At 64.8% G+C, this 15,117-nt stretch carries 18 protein-coding genes and 1 tRNA gene; 4 read left to right on the plus strand and 15 right to left on the minus strand.

The genetic code is table 11. From position 1 onward, the window contains the following. Positions 1 to 577: 577 nt before the first annotated feature. Entirely contained in the window at positions 578 to 1,054 is a 477-nt protein-coding gene (locus tag HMPREF3151_RS01970; protein ID WP_070472828.1) for a carboxymuconolactone decarboxylase family protein, read from the plus strand. Positions 1,055 to 1,422: 368 nt separating this feature from the next. Here HMPREF3151_RS01970 and HMPREF3151_RS01975 read toward each other — a convergent pair whose 3' ends face one another. The 12 genes from HMPREF3151_RS01975 to HMPREF3151_RS02030 form a co-directional block, all read right to left on the minus strand. Continuing rightward, positions 1,423 to 2,733 carry a DUF3987 domain-containing protein gene (locus tag HMPREF3151_RS01975; protein ID WP_070472831.1) on the minus strand — a complete coding sequence of 437 codons (1,311 nt, stop codon included), beginning with the start codon at positions 2,731 to 2,733 and terminating at the stop codon, positions 1,423 to 1,425. Further along, positions 2,730 to 3,620 (minus strand): bifunctional DNA primase/polymerase, encoded by an 891-nt coding sequence (locus HMPREF3151_RS01980; RefSeq protein ID WP_246815171.1) that lies wholly within the window; start codon positions 3,618 to 3,620, stop codon positions 2,730 to 2,732. Before HMPREF3151_RS01980 ends, HMPREF3151_RS01975 begins: the two co-directional genes overlap by 4 nt. Next, a complete protein-coding gene (locus HMPREF3151_RS01985; protein ID WP_141741272.1) occupies positions 3,617 to 3,796 on the minus strand; it encodes a hypothetical protein in 180 nt (59 codons plus the stop codon). The genes HMPREF3151_RS01980 and HMPREF3151_RS01985 overlap by 4 nt, the downstream gene beginning before the upstream one ends. Before the next feature lie 66 nt (positions 3,797 to 3,862). Then, a complete protein-coding gene (locus HMPREF3151_RS01990; protein WP_070472834.1) occupies positions 3,863 to 4,153 on the minus strand; it encodes a hypothetical protein in 291 nt (96 codons plus the stop codon). 38 nt (positions 4,154 to 4,191) lie between these two features. Next, positions 4,192 to 4,368, minus strand: a complete 177-nt coding sequence (locus HMPREF3151_RS01995; protein ID WP_246815172.1) for a helix-turn-helix domain-containing protein — start codon at positions 4,366 to 4,368, stop codon at positions 4,192 to 4,194. A 260-nt stretch (positions 4,369 to 4,628) separates the two neighbouring features. Further along, the gene (locus HMPREF3151_RS02000; RefSeq protein WP_070472838.1) at positions 4,629 to 5,372 is read right to left on the minus strand and encodes a hypothetical protein; all 744 of its coding nucleotides are present in this window, start codon (positions 5,370 to 5,372) and stop codon (positions 4,629 to 4,631) included. After that, the gene (locus tag HMPREF3151_RS02005; RefSeq protein WP_070472840.1) at positions 5,356 to 6,630 is read right to left on the minus strand and encodes a tyrosine-type recombinase/integrase; all 1,275 of its coding nucleotides are present in this window, start codon (positions 6,628 to 6,630) and stop codon (positions 5,356 to 5,358) included. Before HMPREF3151_RS02005 ends, HMPREF3151_RS02000 begins: the two co-directional genes overlap by 17 nt. A 172-nt stretch (positions 6,631 to 6,802) precedes the next feature. Continuing rightward, a tRNA-Ala gene (locus HMPREF3151_RS02010) sits at positions 6,803 to 6,875 on the minus strand. Between the two features lie 74 nt (positions 6,876 to 6,949). Further along, positions 6,950 to 8,152: a divisome protein SepX/GlpR gene (glpR, locus tag HMPREF3151_RS02015; RefSeq protein ID WP_141741273.1), complete on the minus strand. Its 1,203-nt coding sequence runs from the start codon at positions 8,150 to 8,152 to the stop codon at positions 6,950 to 6,952. Between the two features lie 114 nt (positions 8,153 to 8,266). Beyond that, positions 8,267 to 8,914, minus strand: a complete 648-nt coding sequence (locus HMPREF3151_RS02020; protein WP_371336003.1) for a GNAT family N-acetyltransferase — start codon at positions 8,912 to 8,914, stop codon at positions 8,267 to 8,269. 9 nt (positions 8,915 to 8,923) lie between these two features. Beyond that, complete coding sequence (gene glp / locus HMPREF3151_RS02025; protein ID WP_070472845.1) at positions 8,924 to 10,231, minus strand: molybdotransferase-like divisome protein Glp; 1,308 nt, start codon at positions 10,229 to 10,231, stop codon at positions 8,924 to 8,926. Between the two features lie 18 nt (positions 10,232 to 10,249). After that, positions 10,250 to 11,224, minus strand: a complete 975-nt coding sequence (locus HMPREF3151_RS02030) for a UTP--glucose-1-phosphate uridylyltransferase (RefSeq protein WP_070472848.1) — start codon at positions 11,222 to 11,224, stop codon at positions 10,250 to 10,252. 63 nt (positions 11,225 to 11,287) lie between these two features. Between HMPREF3151_RS02030 and HMPREF3151_RS02035 the strand changes: the two genes are divergently transcribed. The 3 genes from HMPREF3151_RS02035 to mscL are packed head-to-tail and all read left to right on the plus strand — an operon-like array spanning position 11,288 to position 12,963. Continuing rightward, positions 11,288 to 11,878 (plus strand): 5-formyltetrahydrofolate cyclo-ligase, encoded by a 591-nt coding sequence (locus HMPREF3151_RS02035; protein WP_070472849.1) that lies wholly within the window; start codon positions 11,288 to 11,290, stop codon positions 11,876 to 11,878. Positions 11,879 to 11,912: 34 nt separating this feature from the next. After that, positions 11,913 to 12,557, plus strand: coding sequence for an SAF domain-containing protein (locus tag HMPREF3151_RS02040; RefSeq protein WP_070472852.1), 645 nt, complete (start codon positions 11,913 to 11,915; stop codon positions 12,555 to 12,557). Beyond that, positions 12,541 to 12,963 carry a large conductance mechanosensitive channel protein MscL gene (gene mscL, locus HMPREF3151_RS02045; protein ID WP_070472855.1) on the plus strand — a complete coding sequence of 141 codons (423 nt, stop codon included), beginning with the start codon at positions 12,541 to 12,543 and terminating at the stop codon, positions 12,961 to 12,963. Before HMPREF3151_RS02040 ends, mscL begins: the two co-directional genes overlap by 17 nt. Before the next feature lie 28 nt (positions 12,964 to 12,991). Here the strand turns inward: mscL and HMPREF3151_RS02050 are convergent, their stop codons facing one another. The 3 genes from HMPREF3151_RS02050 to HMPREF3151_RS02060 are packed head-to-tail and all read right to left on the minus strand — an operon-like array spanning position 12,992 to position 15,092. Then, the gene (locus tag HMPREF3151_RS02050; protein WP_070472857.1) at positions 12,992 to 13,189 is read right to left on the minus strand and encodes a hypothetical protein; all 198 of its coding nucleotides are present in this window, start codon (positions 13,187 to 13,189) and stop codon (positions 12,992 to 12,994) included. A gap of 28 nt (positions 13,190 to 13,217) precedes the next feature. Further along, positions 13,218 to 13,778 (minus strand): MogA/MoaB family molybdenum cofactor biosynthesis protein, encoded by a 561-nt coding sequence (locus HMPREF3151_RS02055; protein WP_070472860.1) that lies wholly within the window; start codon positions 13,776 to 13,778, stop codon positions 13,218 to 13,220. A gap of 51 nt (positions 13,779 to 13,829) precedes the next feature. Continuing rightward, positions 13,830 to 15,092, minus strand: coding sequence for a S1C family serine protease (locus HMPREF3151_RS02060; protein WP_083290125.1), 1,263 nt, complete (start codon positions 15,090 to 15,092; stop codon positions 13,830 to 13,832). Positions 15,093 to 15,117: the final 25 nt, after the last annotated feature.

Genomic DNA, 15,117 nt, shown 5'->3' on the forward strand with positions numbered 1-15,117 from the left:
TTGTTCAGAATCGCGGCATACCTCCCTAACGCGCGCCCCCCTTAACCCCGGGGAGAGAGAAAACCTGACTGCATCAGGCGGGGCGGAGTCAGGTGAGGGCACCCCTCGGATATTTTTGGCCACCCCCTCCCAGCTCGGGCAGACTTTTCAGGCCCGCGTAAAAAGCCCTGACTCGGGCAGCGGTGCGGAGTCAGGTGAGGGTACCCGGTTATGAATGTTCGGCCTGCCGCAGAATCGTGTAACCCGTACACGGCCCGAGCGCCTATGCCCTCGGGGCATCAGCGCGCCGGGTGGGAGGGGTGCTCCCCCAAGGGTGTGCCGTGTAGCGCGGGCGGCATGTCGGCGGTGCATGTAGTGTTCGCGGCGGGGGGCACCCCCACCCCTCCAGAATCAGCCCCGCTAGGAGCTCGGGAGATTGTGCTGCAATGTCTCGGGGGCGCATCCGGCGGTACCCGTGGGGACTTCTCCCCTGCCCGCTTTAAGCGGCGTTTTCCTGCCGTTGCTTCCCCCACTAGGCCATTGATAGATCTGGAAGATTGACTGATGCGAGTGGTCGGGTGAGATGTAGACTTCCTGCATGGCACCGAATAACCGGAAACCAATCCCGAAAGTCGCCTACGCGCCCATGCTCGGTATGGAGACGTACGTGCGGGCCCGTGTGGACAAGGACTACTCGCATCTCGTGCAGCTGCGGGCCTCTGCAATCAACCAGTGCACATACTGCCTTGCTATGCACCGTCGCGATGCTAGGAAAGACGGCTGGACGGAAGAGAAAATCGGCCGTGTGGAGAACTGGACGGAAACTCCCGATGTCTTCTCCGATGAAGAGCACGCGGCACTAGAGCTCACCGATGCAGTGACGAAGATCCGCGGCGAAGAATCCGTGCCAGATGAGCTCTGGAACCGCGTTGAGCGCCTTCACGGGGAAAAGGGCGCGCGTAATCTGCTGATGGCGATTGTCACGATCAACGCGTGGAACAGGATCGGCATCACCACGCGGCTCGATCCGAACAGCCTTTCCGGTGTCACGCCTTTCGATCTCGGACAGAACTAGCGTTCGCCAGTTGCCCTGTGATTTCAGTTTCTCCTGGCGACGATGTTGAAACTAGGCTGCATTGCAGGGTCCTTGTTGAGTTCGGATTGGCTTGAACACCTAAATCCTTAACCCAGCAAGGACCCCCACATCTTGTGCCACACCCAAGCACCCCGAAAACGACCTACGCACTCCCAAACGCGAAGAGCCGGTTTTGTTGTCGGCAGGTGTCCTGACCGTCCTAAGTGTCCTGTGCAGGTAGACGATGGTTTTACACTGTCCTCTCCACTGTCCTAGGTGTCCTGTGCGCCTCGGGTGGGTAGGACACCCAGGACACCACCTAGGACACCCGAAAACATGCTGTGACCAGCACAGGACACGTAGGACGCCTAGGACACCTGGTATTTATCCATTGCGGCATCGAAAGCACCGCCACGAATCAGCATGGGGCGTTTCGTGCCCTCCTCCTCGACCTGGTGCACCACATCTGCGGCCATGAATTCATCCAGCACCGCATCGAAAGCACCGCGCTGGTTGCCGCGCATCCGTTGCCGCAGCGGACTAGACGGCACCGCCTGCCCATCAGCATCAGCGACTGCTTTCAAGATCAGCGGGCGGGCTTTTACCTTTGCGCGGGCCTGCACGGCCTCCTCGGCAGCATCCTTGCGCTCCAGACGCAGCGCCGCCTCCTCCACCTGTTGGCCCTCCAGGTGTGCCTCACAGCCGCGTGCAATAGCGGCAGAAAAACCCATCAGCACCTCTGCCCGCCGGTAATCTCCCTCCTCTATCCGATCACCCGAGCGCAGCAACGTAAGCCCCATTGCCAACTTGAGCGTGGTGAACATGCGGTGCCCACCACCGTCTAGCGGCGGGCCATACATCAGCGTCTCCTCATTGTTGCGCAGCACCTTTTCCCGAATAGCGGGCGCGACACCCATCGGGGTGCCGTCCAACACCGAGGAGGGCACCATTACCGGGTGCAGGTTCACCGGCGGGTACTCCTCGCCCGGCTTGCGCAGCGGGTCGAACACCTCCACGAACACAAAGCGGTGCTTAAACCCATCGTCCTGCCCGCTAATGATGAACCCCGTCTTATCCGGCTGCGCACCGAGCACCAGCCCGGCGCGATAATTGCCGCGCTCCACTCGCAGCTTGTCCTTGCGGTTGTTCAGTGTGAGCTCGCCGCCGCTGTAGATGTTCAACAGATGCGGGCGCAGCGTACTGCCCTGCCGCTCGGAGAGTGCACCCATCAGGCCCACCTCGGTGACCGTGAACAGAATCGACGGCCCGGCCTGCCCCTCACCCTCGGGCTGGAGGGAGGTTAAAAGACCCTCACCCGAGCCGATGCCATGACTCTGCGGGCGCAACTGCAAGCCCAGATCATCACCCGCCTGTAGCACCGTAACTGCATCGGATGCAGCCTCGATCAGCTTGTCCTTGCCGCCGCCGGGCCTGCCCATCAGCACCACGAAAAGGTTGGGCGCGCCGGGGCCTAGCCCCGCATCGAATCGCACCCGCCCGGGCGTGGCAGTCAGCGCGTACAGCGCGCACGCAACCAGGAAAGCAATAGGCGGGCGGTTGTTCGCCCGGGCGTAGTCACGCACCCGCTGGAGCGCATCACCGGCACCATCGAATACCTCATGCTCCAGCTGCTCCCATTGCGCCACAGTGTAGACAGAATCGAACTTACGGTTAGTCATGCTGCGGCACCTCCTCCGTTGCTGTACATGCGGGCACCGGATGCGATCGTGCGGCGCGCCTCGGCCTCGGGTAGCCCGGCGCGGGTTGCGGCTTGCACTAGCTCCTCGTCCATGCCCAGGGCCTCCTCTGCGTTGCGGCACGCGGCCCAAATCAGCGTGTTGTTGCGGTTGCCTGCTGGTGCACTCGCCACGGCCTCTATAAGGCCGCTGCCGTTGCCCCCAGCTGTGTTGTGACGTTGTGGTGCGGGCGTGACCTCCACGGGCTTGTAGGCGTGCCTGTGCAGCCACACGGGCAGTTCGGGCACCTCCTCCAGCTCCATCCAGGTGTGCAGCCGGTACATCCCACCATCGGGGTGCACCGAGGGTGCCACCACCACATAGCCACGCCGGGTTTTCAGATCAACACCCGAGGAGGTGTGCGCAAGTTGTCCACGCAGCGTGGCGTTGAACGGCAGGCGGAACCACAGGTGCCACCCGCCGGTGCCGGTGATCATGGTGAGCGTGTCAGGCACGCTGCGCCCGGCGTTGAGCTCTGCCCACGTCTGCGCGCCGGGCGCGCCGTCTTTTACGTCCACGTCCACCACTACGTAGCCCGCGGGCGGGCGTAGCCCAATGTTCGCGCCGGGTGTGTGTGCCCACCATTGCTGCACGGTGGGTACGTCTGCGGTGAAACTGTCCTTGCCGTGTGGCACGTAGCGCGGCATCGGCACCTTGCCGCGTAACGGGCCTACCTCCAGGCCGCGGGCGGTGTACCACTCGGCGGCTGCGGCGCGGAACTGCGCAGGATAAAGACCGTGGTATTGGGTATCGTGATCAACGTCCGACCACTTGATTACGTCCCCTGGTTGTGTGCCGAGCACCGGGGGCGTTTTCTTTGCGTTGTTCACCGAGCACCACCGGCCTGTGCCTTAATCCAGGCACCGAGCTGCCCGAGGGTGCGGGCATCCAGCATGACCTCTACCGTCTCCATCGTCTCAGCGTTGATCAGGTGGAGCGAATACAGGCCCACCGGCGCGCCGGGTTTGGTGGATAGGCAGCTAACTGCCACATCTCCGGTGATCATCTGTTCCCCACTGTGCGCAACCTTTGTGTGAAAAATTGCGCGGTCTGTGAACTGCACGCCGTTCATTTAGTTCACCTCCCCCGTGTTGTAGTAGCCGGGCGCGATTACCTCGGTGTAGGCGCGGCGGCGCAGCTCCTCGGGCCACCCCTCCAGCGCAGCGGCAAGCACCGAATATGCGAGATGGAGCAAATCAGCTCGGGAGGCCGGCACCTCTACGGTGTCCCCATCGGTGCGCTCCAGGCGCAGGCGGTAGGGCGCGGCATCCAGGTTGGTTTGCCGGTTGCGCAGGCACCAAATCGAAAGTTCGCCGGCGGGCTCGGTGCTGTGTGCCTCGGTGGGATAGTTGCCAGCCCACATTGCACGGGCTGCTACCTCTGTCCATTGTGCGGGGCGCATTAGCGTTCACCCCCTGCCCATGCATCGGTACGGGTGAACAGGTTATCCACATCTTCGGGGCGCAACCGGATAGAGCGCCCGAGACGGTAGGCAACTAGATTGCCCTCGGCAATGTAGCGGCGCAGCGTGCGCTCACCTACTTGGTAAAGTTCTGCGGCCTGCGGGATGGTGATCATGCGCGGTTTCGCGCCTTGTGCCGTCTGCGGCATTGATAAACCCTCCAGGGTGTACGTAACCCGGGCAGCTTTAACTGCCCCGGCATGACCCTGGGTTTGTTTAGGCATAACCCAGACGAGAACGCAGCCCCTCTTGAGCTGTGTTCGGTGAACGCCTGGGGCGGGGTCTAACATCCCCGCCTGGCCGACTGGAGCGGCAGCGCACAACACGCTGTAGTTTGTTGCCCCGAGGGGCCACCACTGGCATCAGGATAGCACTGTTACAAACGTGCAATCACTTGTCGCAACGTGTGCAACGAAATCTTGCGCTCCCCCGCCTGCCGCACAGCATGGAGCGCAGGGGCTAATTTCGAACCTCGCACGGTAAAACCATCGGTGCCGTCGCGAAACCTAAACCGGTGATCACAATTGTTCGCTGGAAGAAGCGTCACCCCCGTTACCGGGCGTTGCCCCTTGTTCTGCATTGCATCCCACAATCCGCTGAACACGTACTCCTCGTCTCGGGGCAAGAGTGACCAATCAACTCCCCCGAACAACTCACTGTATGGCCTCACATCATCAACGTTTTTCGGGTTCGGATTAAGGGCAGCACTAGGGTATTTAGCCGCTGCTTCAACCTCCCAAATCTTCCAGCGGACAACATTGAGCGGGGAACGAACATAGGGGTTGGGCGGCAACCCACGCTGCGGTGCTGTGATGAACAGCTCACGCACCTCCTCCTCACGAGTAAAGAGGAAAAACGTGCCCGACACTTTGCCGGCAGCATTCGTTACAGAAATCACTTTGTAGGTGCCCAATATCTCTCCCCCAGGCACCTGCGCCGGCCCCTCCCCTGCGTCTGCATAGGTCTTGTCCCAGGCCTCCCGCAATCTGTCCCATTCCCGCAAAATTTCTATTCGATTAGGGCTCAAGGCGTGCTTTTGACGTGTCAAGAATGGCTGGGCCACCCCAGCGTGCTCCAGCTCCTCGTACTTAGTCAGCCCTCGCTCACGCTTTTTGTGCATCGCGCTCCTCCTCTGTCTCCATGCCCGGCGCGGCTGCGCGGCGTATCCCCGCCAGTGCGGCGGCGGCGCGCTGCTGGTAGCCAACCTCTGCGCGCTGGTACTCCATCAACTGTTCCACTGTTTCGTGGCCCATCAGGCGGCGGGCCTCCTCCATTGAGAGCTGCCCGGCCATGACCAGGCGCACCAGTTGCGTGCCGTAGAACCGGCGGCAGCTATGCGGTGAGGTATCCACCCTGCCCGCGTGTTCTTTCGCGGCCTTAAAATACTTATCCCGGTAGCCGTGCTGGGTGAACTGCCTACCGTTCTTGCGTGACACCACCAGCGCCTCGGGGTCTGTTTTGCCCGCCTCGGTGAGGTGGTCGCGGATAGCGTCGGCAATGTCGGCGGGCACCACCACATCGCGCACCGCCGCTGCGCTTTTCGGGGTGGAGTTGATCACGGTTTGTTTGCCGCCGCCGGGCTTGTCCACGTCTTGCATGGAGCGGCGCACCCGCAGCGTCATTGTCGCGCCGGGCTCTAGCCCGGTGAGGTCTTTGCGGCGCAGCTCTAGCAGCTCCCCGAGGCGCAGCCCGCCCCACAACATGATCTGCGGCGCGTGACGCAACCACTCGGGGAACCCTTGCACCAGTGCCTCGGCCTCGGCATCGGTGTAGACGGCTTCATCCCGTTTACGGTTCTCGGGCTTGCGCATCTTCACCAGCGGCACCGGGTTGCCGTCGATTAGCTCCAGTTCATCGCGGGCCCAGTTAAACGCGGTGGTGAGCTTTTGGTGTGCGTGGTAGCTGGTGCTGTAGCCGTCTTGACCGTAGGGCCAAATAGCCTGCATCTCCTCTACCCACTGCCGCACCCGCTGCCGGTCTACGTCCACCACGCGCACGTGGCGCAGCGAGTTGAGCCCGGGCACATCGTCGGGCAGCGCGCGTAGCTCCAGGCGCTTGCGGTGGGTGGCGCGGGTGGTTGGTTTGAGGTCTGCGCGCGCCAGCCAATCATCTACCAGCTCGCCCACTGTCATGCCGCGCTCCTCCTCCAGGCGTGCGGCGGCTGCGGCCTGTTGCGCACGTTGCTTAGGCGGTGCCCACTCCTCCCGGTCGATCAGGCGGCGCTCTGCGGCCAACCAGCCCTGCGCGTCGGTGCGGGTGGCGAAACTGTAGCCCGGCGTGTGGCGGGCTCCATCGGGCCCGGTGTACTGCGCGGTGAATCTGTCGCGGGTTTTGCGCACGGTGCCCCACCCGTTGCGGCTGCGGCGCTTTGTCGCCATGTTGGGCTCCTCGGTGTTGCGGTGACGTTGCGCAACTGTGTTGCGTAACTGTTGCGTATAGGCTTCATACCACGGCAACACATGGCAACGTGCGGCAACAAAGGAATAGTGCACCTACCAGGGCAGATACAAAAACCCCTGGCCAAACATGACCAGGGGTTTTATCGAATTGTGGAGCTAAGGGGAATCGAACCCCTGACCTTCGCATTGCGAACGCGACGCTCTACCAACTGAGCTATAGCCCCTTGGGCACGCTCGTTACGTTACTCCTCCCCCACGCGCCGGCTAAATCGCCAGCGCAGTGGAGGTTTTCACGGTTTTAGGAGGCACGGGTGCCGTAGCCGCCGAGGTCTTCGTAGTCGTCGTAGCCGGGGTCGTTGTCCGGCGCGTAGCGGGCGGACGGCAGGGTGTCAAAGTCGGGGCTTTCGTCGTCCAGGTCCAGCACGACGGAGCCCGCGCGCAGGCGTGCGTCACGCGGGTGCTCGACGTGGTTGCTCATAGCCACGCCCATGCGGGCACGGCGCAGCTGACGCAGGCGGCGGGCGTGCAGGGCTCGCTCTTGCAGCACCACGCGACGCAACGCGATCATGAACCATGCGGTAAGCCCCACCGACACGGCGGGCAGCACCCAGGTCCAGCCACCCGCCACAAACGCCACGACGAAGGTGACCACGCAGGCGGCGATGAGCGCCAGCAGGGTGCGCTGGCGGCGCTGGAAGCGGGTGGCGGTGTTCTTCTTGTCGCGCTCCGGGTCGAATCCGCCGCGGCCGCGGCGCGCAGCGGCGAAGGCGAGGTCCTCGTCGCCCGCTTCGGCGACCTCTGCGGTGTCGACCTCGTCGTCAAAATCTTCCGGTGCTTCCTCAACGTCCGTTTCCGGGGCGCCCTGCTTCTCGACGCCTCCGGTCTCGTCCGCGTAGCCAAAGTCCTCGGGTGCGGTGTAGGACTCGTCCAGCTCGTAGCGGTTGGACTCTGCCTCAGCCTCGTCGGCGCCGCCGGCGTCGGTATCGGTGTCGGCGGCATCGTCCTCTGCAGCATCCTCCGCGGCGAGGACCTTCACAGAGGTGGAGCCGCCGGTCTCGTTGGCGACGACCTTGGTGGACCCGCCCTCGGCCGATTCGGCTCCGGCCGTCTCAGCATCTGCCGGTTCGGCTTCGCCTGCAGTGTCGTCTTCGGCATGCTCGATGACTTCGCCGTCGATGTGGTCGGCCTGATCTTCGGCGCCGGGGCGGCGGAAGAGGGTGCGCAGAGCGGGAGCGTCGTCGATAAGCACCTGCTCATCGGCGTCCGTCGCCTCGACGACCTCGTAGTCGGTGTCCTCGCTGTGGCGGTGGATGTCGGCGGCGGTGAGCTTCGGGCGGCGGCGCTCGGCCATCGGCGTGGTGCCGCCCTCGTGCAGCACGCGCGTTTCGTCGTAGCCGTCGCCGGAGCGGCGGATCGGCTTGTTGTTACCGATCATCAACGGCGCGAGGACGATGATCCACACGACCAGGATCAAGATGATCATTAAACTCGGGCTGCCCATGGGCGATGCCACCTTTCCGCGTCAGTTGCACCCTTAAAGTTAGGAGTCCACGGTATCGGCACTTGCGCAGGCGAACGGGTCGGCGCGCCGGTGGGCCGCAGCTGTTTTTCGCCTCTAGCGCACCCGGCCAGCCTCGCGCAGGCGCTGCACGGCCGTAGTGGGGAAATCGTCGGAGTTCAGGGCCACGAAGTGGTGGTCGCGCCACTGCCCGTCGATGTGCAGGTTGCGCCGCAAGTAGCCCTCCTCGCGGAAGCCGTTGAGCTTGAGCACCTTGCCGGAGGCGGGGTTGTGCGGCAGGTAGGTGGCGGTCACGCGGTGCAGACCGACGCGGGAAAACGCGTGGTCCACACCCAGCGCGCACGCGGCGGTGGCCACCCCGCGGCCCATAAACGGCGAGTGCACCCAGTAGCCCACCCAGCACTCGGAAACGATGCCGTGCTGGATGTTGCCCAGGGTGACCTGCCCGGCGAAGTCGCCGTCAACCTCGATGACCAGCGGCACCACGGTGCCCTGGTTGGCCAGCCGCTTCAGGTTGAGCCAGGTGTTGCGCCACGCCGCGTGAGAGTGCGCGTCCTCCCAGGTACCCTCCACCGTGGGCTCGACGGGTTGAAGCCATTGCTTATCGACGTGTCTCGTGCCCGACCACTCCTCCCCGTCGCGGGAAGACAGGGGGCGCAGGCGGACGGATGCGCCGTCGGGAAGCGTGGCGGCCGGCGTGGATTCTGGCCACCCCGGGGTGGGCTGGCGGAACATGGCGAACATGGTCGGCGCCTAGCTGCGCTGGCGGAGGAACTCGACGTCCACGATGTCGCCGGGACGCACGTGCACAGCATCCTCCGGCAGATGGATCATCGCGTTGGCCTCCGCGAAACCGGCCAGCAGGTGGGCGGGCCCGGCTTCCAGCGCGGACAGCGGCTCGACCAGGTAGTCGCCGGTATCGGCGTCGCGCATGAGGCGGGCGCGGATGTAGCCGCGGCGGCCGGGAATTGAGCTGAGTTCGCGAAGTGAACGGGCCTTGACGGTGCGTCGCGTCACCGCAGTCTTGCCCAGGGAGCTGCGGATGGCGGGGCGGATAAATGTTTCCGCAATCACCAGCGCACTCACCGGGTTGGACGGCAAGAGGAACGCCGGGACGCGCTCTTCACCCACTAAGCCGAAGCCCTGCACGGAGCCGGGGTGCATGGCCACGCGCGTGGTGTCGATCTGCCCGAGCTCGCGCAGGATCTCCTGGATGGGAGCCGCGCCGGAGCCGCCGACGGCGCCGGTGATGATGACGAACTCGCTTTTTGCGATATGGCCGGCCACAGTCTCGCGCATGCGGCGCGGCTCGGCGTTGATAATGCCGGCGCGGTGCACGTCCGCGCCCGCTTCTTTAGCGGCCGCTGCCACGACGTAGGAGGCGATGTCGAAGACCTGCCCCAAGCCGGGGCGGCGGTCTAGGTCCACCAGTTCCAGGCCGTAACTCATCACGGTCACGCGGGGCCGCGGATACACCAGCAGCTTGTCGCGGCCAGCGGCGGCGGCAAGGCCGATCTGGGCGGGGCCGAGCACCGCCCCCTGGCGCACGGCGATGTCGCCGGGCTGGATGTCGTCGCCGGGCCGGCGCACGAAATCGCCAGTGCGTACGGGACGCTGCGGGGTGACACGCTTGCGGCCGCGGTCCGTCCACTCCAGCGGCAGCACCGCGTCGGCGAGCGTCGGCAGCGGCGCGCCGGTGGCGACACGCACCGCCTGGCGCGGCTGCAGGCGCAGTGGCTTCTGGGAGCCGGCGGGCACCTCACCCACCACGGGAAGGGCGCGCTCGCGATTCGGCTGCGGGGCGGCGGGGGCTTCCTCGCCGTCTTCGTCCTGGTCGCGGTCGCGGCGCTCGGGCCTGCGCAGCCCAGCGGTGCCGCCCACGTCTACCGCGCGCACGGCGAAACCGTCCACCGCCGCTTGGGGGAAACCGGGAACCTGCGTGGTGGAGGTGACTTCTTCGGCGCACATCAGGCCGAGCGCGTCCGTCAGCGCCACCCGGATCGGTTCGGGGGCGGCCGCGGCATCCACTACGGCCGCAAGCTGGTCCTCTACGCTACGCATGGCCCGTGCCCCTTTCGTTTACGCGTTGTCCTGCGCCTTCGCTGCAACCTCGGGGTGTTCTGCCTCGAAGTCGGCGATGATCTTCTTCACCGCGGTATACAAAGCCGGGCCGTACTTCTCGTCCCGCAGACCAAAGTCCACATTCGCCGGGATGTACCCGCCCGGGTTACCAAGGTCGTGGCGACCCCCCTCATGCACCACCACATGCACCGGATGCCCCTCAGAAATCATCAACTCAATCGCATCCGTGAGCTGCAACTCACCACCCTTACCCGGCTCAATCCGGCGCAGCGCGTCAAAAATCCCGCGGTCCAACAAATACCGGCCGGTAGCCACCAGCGTCGACGGCGCATCCTCCACAGCAGGCTTTTCCACCATGCCGCGCACCTTGAGCACCTCAACGCCGTCAATCTCAGCCTGGGCATCCTCGACGTCGAACACGCCGTAGTTGAACACTTCCTCACGCGAGACGTTAAACGCGCACAACACCGAACCCCCAAGGCGTTCACGCACCGCAACCATCTTGTCCATCACACCCGCCGGCAACACCAGATCATCCGGCAGCATCACAGCAACCGCATCCTCGTCGTCGTCCAACGCTTCCTCAGCGCAGCCGACAGCATGGCCAAGCCCGAGCGGCTCATCCTGGGTCACCGCCACAGCCTCAATCAAACCGTTGGCGCGGGCCACCTTGTCCGCCTGGGCCTGCTTGCCGCGGGCGACCATCAGCTCCTGCAAGTCCGAAAACTCGCCGAAATGCCGCATGATCTCTTCCTTATTCGGCGCGACCACCACAGCTAGGCGCTGCGCACCGCACGCAGCAGCCTCCTCAGCAATCAGCTCAATGCCCGGTGTATCCACCACCGGCAGAAGCTCCTTCGGCACCGTCTTCGTCGCCGGCAAAAAACGAGTCCCCATACCCGCAGCCGGCACCACAACAGTCTTCACCGAAGCGCGCGCAGCATCAACAGGGTGGTCAGTAGAATTCTGCATAAACGCAAAGCCTACAGCCCCCAACCCCCACAACCGGGCTGCGACCCGGAAGAAGCGAGGAGTATGCACACCCCAGTGAACTCAACCGCCCCACACCCAAAGGCCGCCATGCGCGCCGCGCACTTGGTTGCCCGGCGCGACCTGCGCGGAACGGAGCGGAAGCGCGAGCTCGACCAGGCGATTGCGGCGGCGACGTTGGCATGCGTCGACGACTTCGGCGCGCGCGGCACCAACGTCGCTGCCTACAACCCGCTCGGGTCCGAGCCGGGGCCGGCGGATTTCGCCGCGCAGCTCGCCGGAGCGGCCCGCGCATTATTACTGCCTATTTCCCTCCCCGACGGTGTGCTGGCCTGGGCGCAGTTCGGAGACACGGACACGGCCGGCGCGCTGGGGATCACGGAGCCTGAAGGTCCGCGCTTCAACTCGAACGTGTTGCGCTCCTGCGGGCTGGTTGTGGCTCCGGCGTTAGCCGTCGATAGGCAAGGCATGCGTTTGGGCAAGGGTGCCGGCTACTACGACCGAGCGCTTTCCGGCCTGGAAGTTCCGGTCGCGGCTGTGGTCTACGACTGGGAGGTCGTGGACGCCGTGCCCCACGACGCGCACGACCAGGCAGTGGACGCGGTCATTACGCCCGGAGGTTTCTTCCGTATCTAGGGAACCGCGGGGCGTTCGAGTCCGTCTAATCCCTATGGATCTTTCCGCACGCTTGAACAACCTCCGCTCCCCCGGCTACCGCCGCTCCGTGATCGTCCGCAGAGCCTTGGCTGCGTTCCTCGTCGTTGCTGCTGTGTTGCATGTGCTTATCGACGCCTCACGGTCCGACCCGCCGGCCCTCACCTTCGCCCGCGATGTCGCCCCCGGCAGTGTGCTCACCTCGGACGACCTGGAGTTACGCCGCCTGCCAGCGGAATCGGTGCCCGAGACAGCGCTGGATGACGTTGCTCTCGCAGAAGGGCAACTCCTCGCGGCGGCCGCTTCCCGCGGCGAGGTAGTCACCGCGACGCGATTGGTGGGCCCCGACCTGGCAGCCGTGCTCACGCAAGACAAGCCGGACGGTGAAGAGTTCTCGATGGTGCCGGTCCCCCTGGCGGAACCGGACATCTTGCCCATGCTCCACCATGGGACTGAAGTTGACGTTGTGGGCCAGGGTCCGCAAGTGGTTGCAAAGAATGGGATTGTCGTCACATCTGGGGAAGGCGACGCGGTGTTGGTGCTGCTCAGGCAAGGTGAGGCTGCAGCCGTGGCAGCGGCATCACTCTCGGAACCGCTGACTCTTGTGTTGAGCAACCGTCCACGTCCGTTTAATATCCCCAACCATGCTTCAAGGGTTTAAAGATTTCATCATGCGCGGCAACGTCATCGAACTTGCCGTCGGCGTTGTCATCGGCGCCGCATTCACCGCAGTTGTCACCGCGTTCTCCGACTCCATCATCAACCCGCTGCTCGCTGCCCTGGGTGGCGTGGACTACTCCGGTCTGGGCTTCTTCGTCCGCGAGGGCAACGAGGCGACCTTCGTCGACTTCGGCGCCGTTATCACCGCCATCATCAACTTCCTGCTCATCGCTGCAGTGATCTACTTCCTGCTCGTTGCTCCGATGAACAAGCTGGACGAGACTCAGAAGCGCCGCAAGGGCATCGACCCAGAGGAGCCGGAGCCGACCGACACCGAGCTGCTCGCGGAAATCCGCGACCTGCTCGCAGGCCAGACCCCGGACAACGTGCACAAGCCGCTGAACTAGTTCGTCCTTGAACGGGGCTGGCTGAAAGCTAGCCCCCGTAGTGTGGCGGCCGCTCCGCCTCATAGAAATCGCGGCCAGTCAAACCCGGCTCTTCGTCGCCGAGCAGCACCTCGCGCTCAGCGTCTAGGGCCGGGTTTTCGTTTGCCTGCGTGGTTGGCGCGGCGTCCGCGGAGCGGTCGTAGTCCACGTCCGCCTTGCGTATAGCGCGCCTGCGCTTGCGTTCCATCAGTGTGCTGCCTCGATCTGCGCAGGTTTTAGACCGAGTGCTGGTTCAGCTCGTCGATGAGGTGGCGCACGAGCGGAGCCGCCGTCGATACGCCATCGCGAATCGCTTGGCGCGAGGATGCGAGGTTGACCACGACCGTGGAGCCGGACACCCCACAGATGCCGCGAGAGGTGCACGCGTCCACGGCACCGCATGCTTGACCGGACGAGCGGATGGCCTGGCTGACCCCCGGGACCACCTTGTCGATAATCGCGCGAGTCGCCTCCGGCGTCTTGTCGCGCGGCCCGACACCCGTGCCGCCCAGGGTGAGCACCAGATCCACGCCGCCGACCACACCGGTTTCTATAGCCTTGCGGATCTCGGACTTCTTGGACTTCACGCGCACCACGCCGTCGACCTGGTAGCCGACCTCGCGCAGCAGCTCCACCACCATCTCGTCGGTGTTGTCGCCCGGCGCGTCGTAGCGGCGGTCCCCCACCAACACGACAATTGCGCACGGCGACGTCGGGGAATCGCTCTCCAGCTCGGAGGCGCGCAGCGTCGCGTCATCCGGCTCGGTGATGTCGAGCGCGTCAAACAATTCCGGCATCGTGGTCAGACTCCCTCAAAGCAAAACGGGGCGGATAGATCAGATAAGAAGTTACTCGGAACTTAAGGTCACCTCTACCGGAATCGGCTCCGACTCCCCCTCCCGCTGCACCTGCAACGTCACTGTCTCCCCGAACTCCTTCGAGCGCGTCGCCGCGATCAGGGCATCAGCAGTGTCGATGGGGCGGTCGTTCAGGCGCGTGATCACATCGCCGGGTTGCAAACCAGCCTGCTCACCGGGGCTGCCCGGCTCCACCCCCGCCACGACGGCACCGCCGCTGAGGCTCTGCATGACGCTCACACGCACGCCGAGCATCGGCTGGGTGGCCTCGCCCGTTTCAATCAGCTGATCCGCCACGCGTTTTGCAAAGTTTGAGGGGATAGCGAATCCGAGGCCGATGGAGCCGCCCTGGCCGCCCTGCCCCATGCCGCCCGCGGACAGCGACGCGATGGCAGAGTTCATGCCGATGAGGTTGCCGCTGCGGTCCACCAGCGGGCCGCCGGAGTTGCCCGGGTTGATCGCCGCGTCGGTTTGGATGCCGTCCATCAACGAGCTTTCGCCGCCTCCCTGTGAGGCGCGCACCGGGCGGTTCAACGCCGAGACGATGCCGCTTGTCACCGTCGCGGACAGGCCCAGCGGGGAGCCCACCGCGACGACCTCTTGGCCCACGCGCAGCTCGTCGGAGTTGCCGAATTGCATCACTGGCAGGTCATGCACGTCGTCGATTTTGAGCACGCCGACATCGGTGTTGACGTCGGAGGCGACGAACTGGGCGCTGCGACGTGAGCCGTCGTTAAGCGTGACCTGCACCTTGGACCCCGGCGTGTCGGCGCCGGCGATGACGTGATGGTTGGTCAGCACATAGCCGTCGGCAGAGATGATCGAGCCGGAGCCCTCCGCACTGCCGCGAGGGGTGGCGACCTCGATGGAGACCACCGCCGGCAGCACTGCAGCCGCCACCTGCTCAACGGACCCCTCGGGAGCCTCGGCCGGATCCGCTACCGCAGGGTTACGCAGCTCGCCTTGCGACGAGTCACCTTCAGACCTGTCCTGCGACTTCGTCGAAGAACCCTCTGCGGCGCTCTCCAGCGCACTCTCGGCCCCCTTGCCCGACTGGGACGAACCAGCAAGGTATCCCGCGCCACCGCCTGCCACAAGAGCGGTGGCCAACGCGACGGCAAACGCCGCACCGACACCCTTCCCGCCGCTTTTGCTGGGTCGGTGCGCCTGTGGCTGGGGCTCGGGCTGCACCTGATAGACGCCATTGTTTGCCGGGAAACTGGAGGTGTCTCCCGGGAAATTCGTTTCACTCATGAGGGGCAATTATGCCCCCTCGTCC

Origin of the sequence: Corynebacterium sp. HMSC05H05, from assembly GCF_001807265.1 — a bacterium.
Classification (GTDB): Bacteria; Actinomycetota; Actinomycetes; order Mycobacteriales; family Mycobacteriaceae; genus Corynebacterium.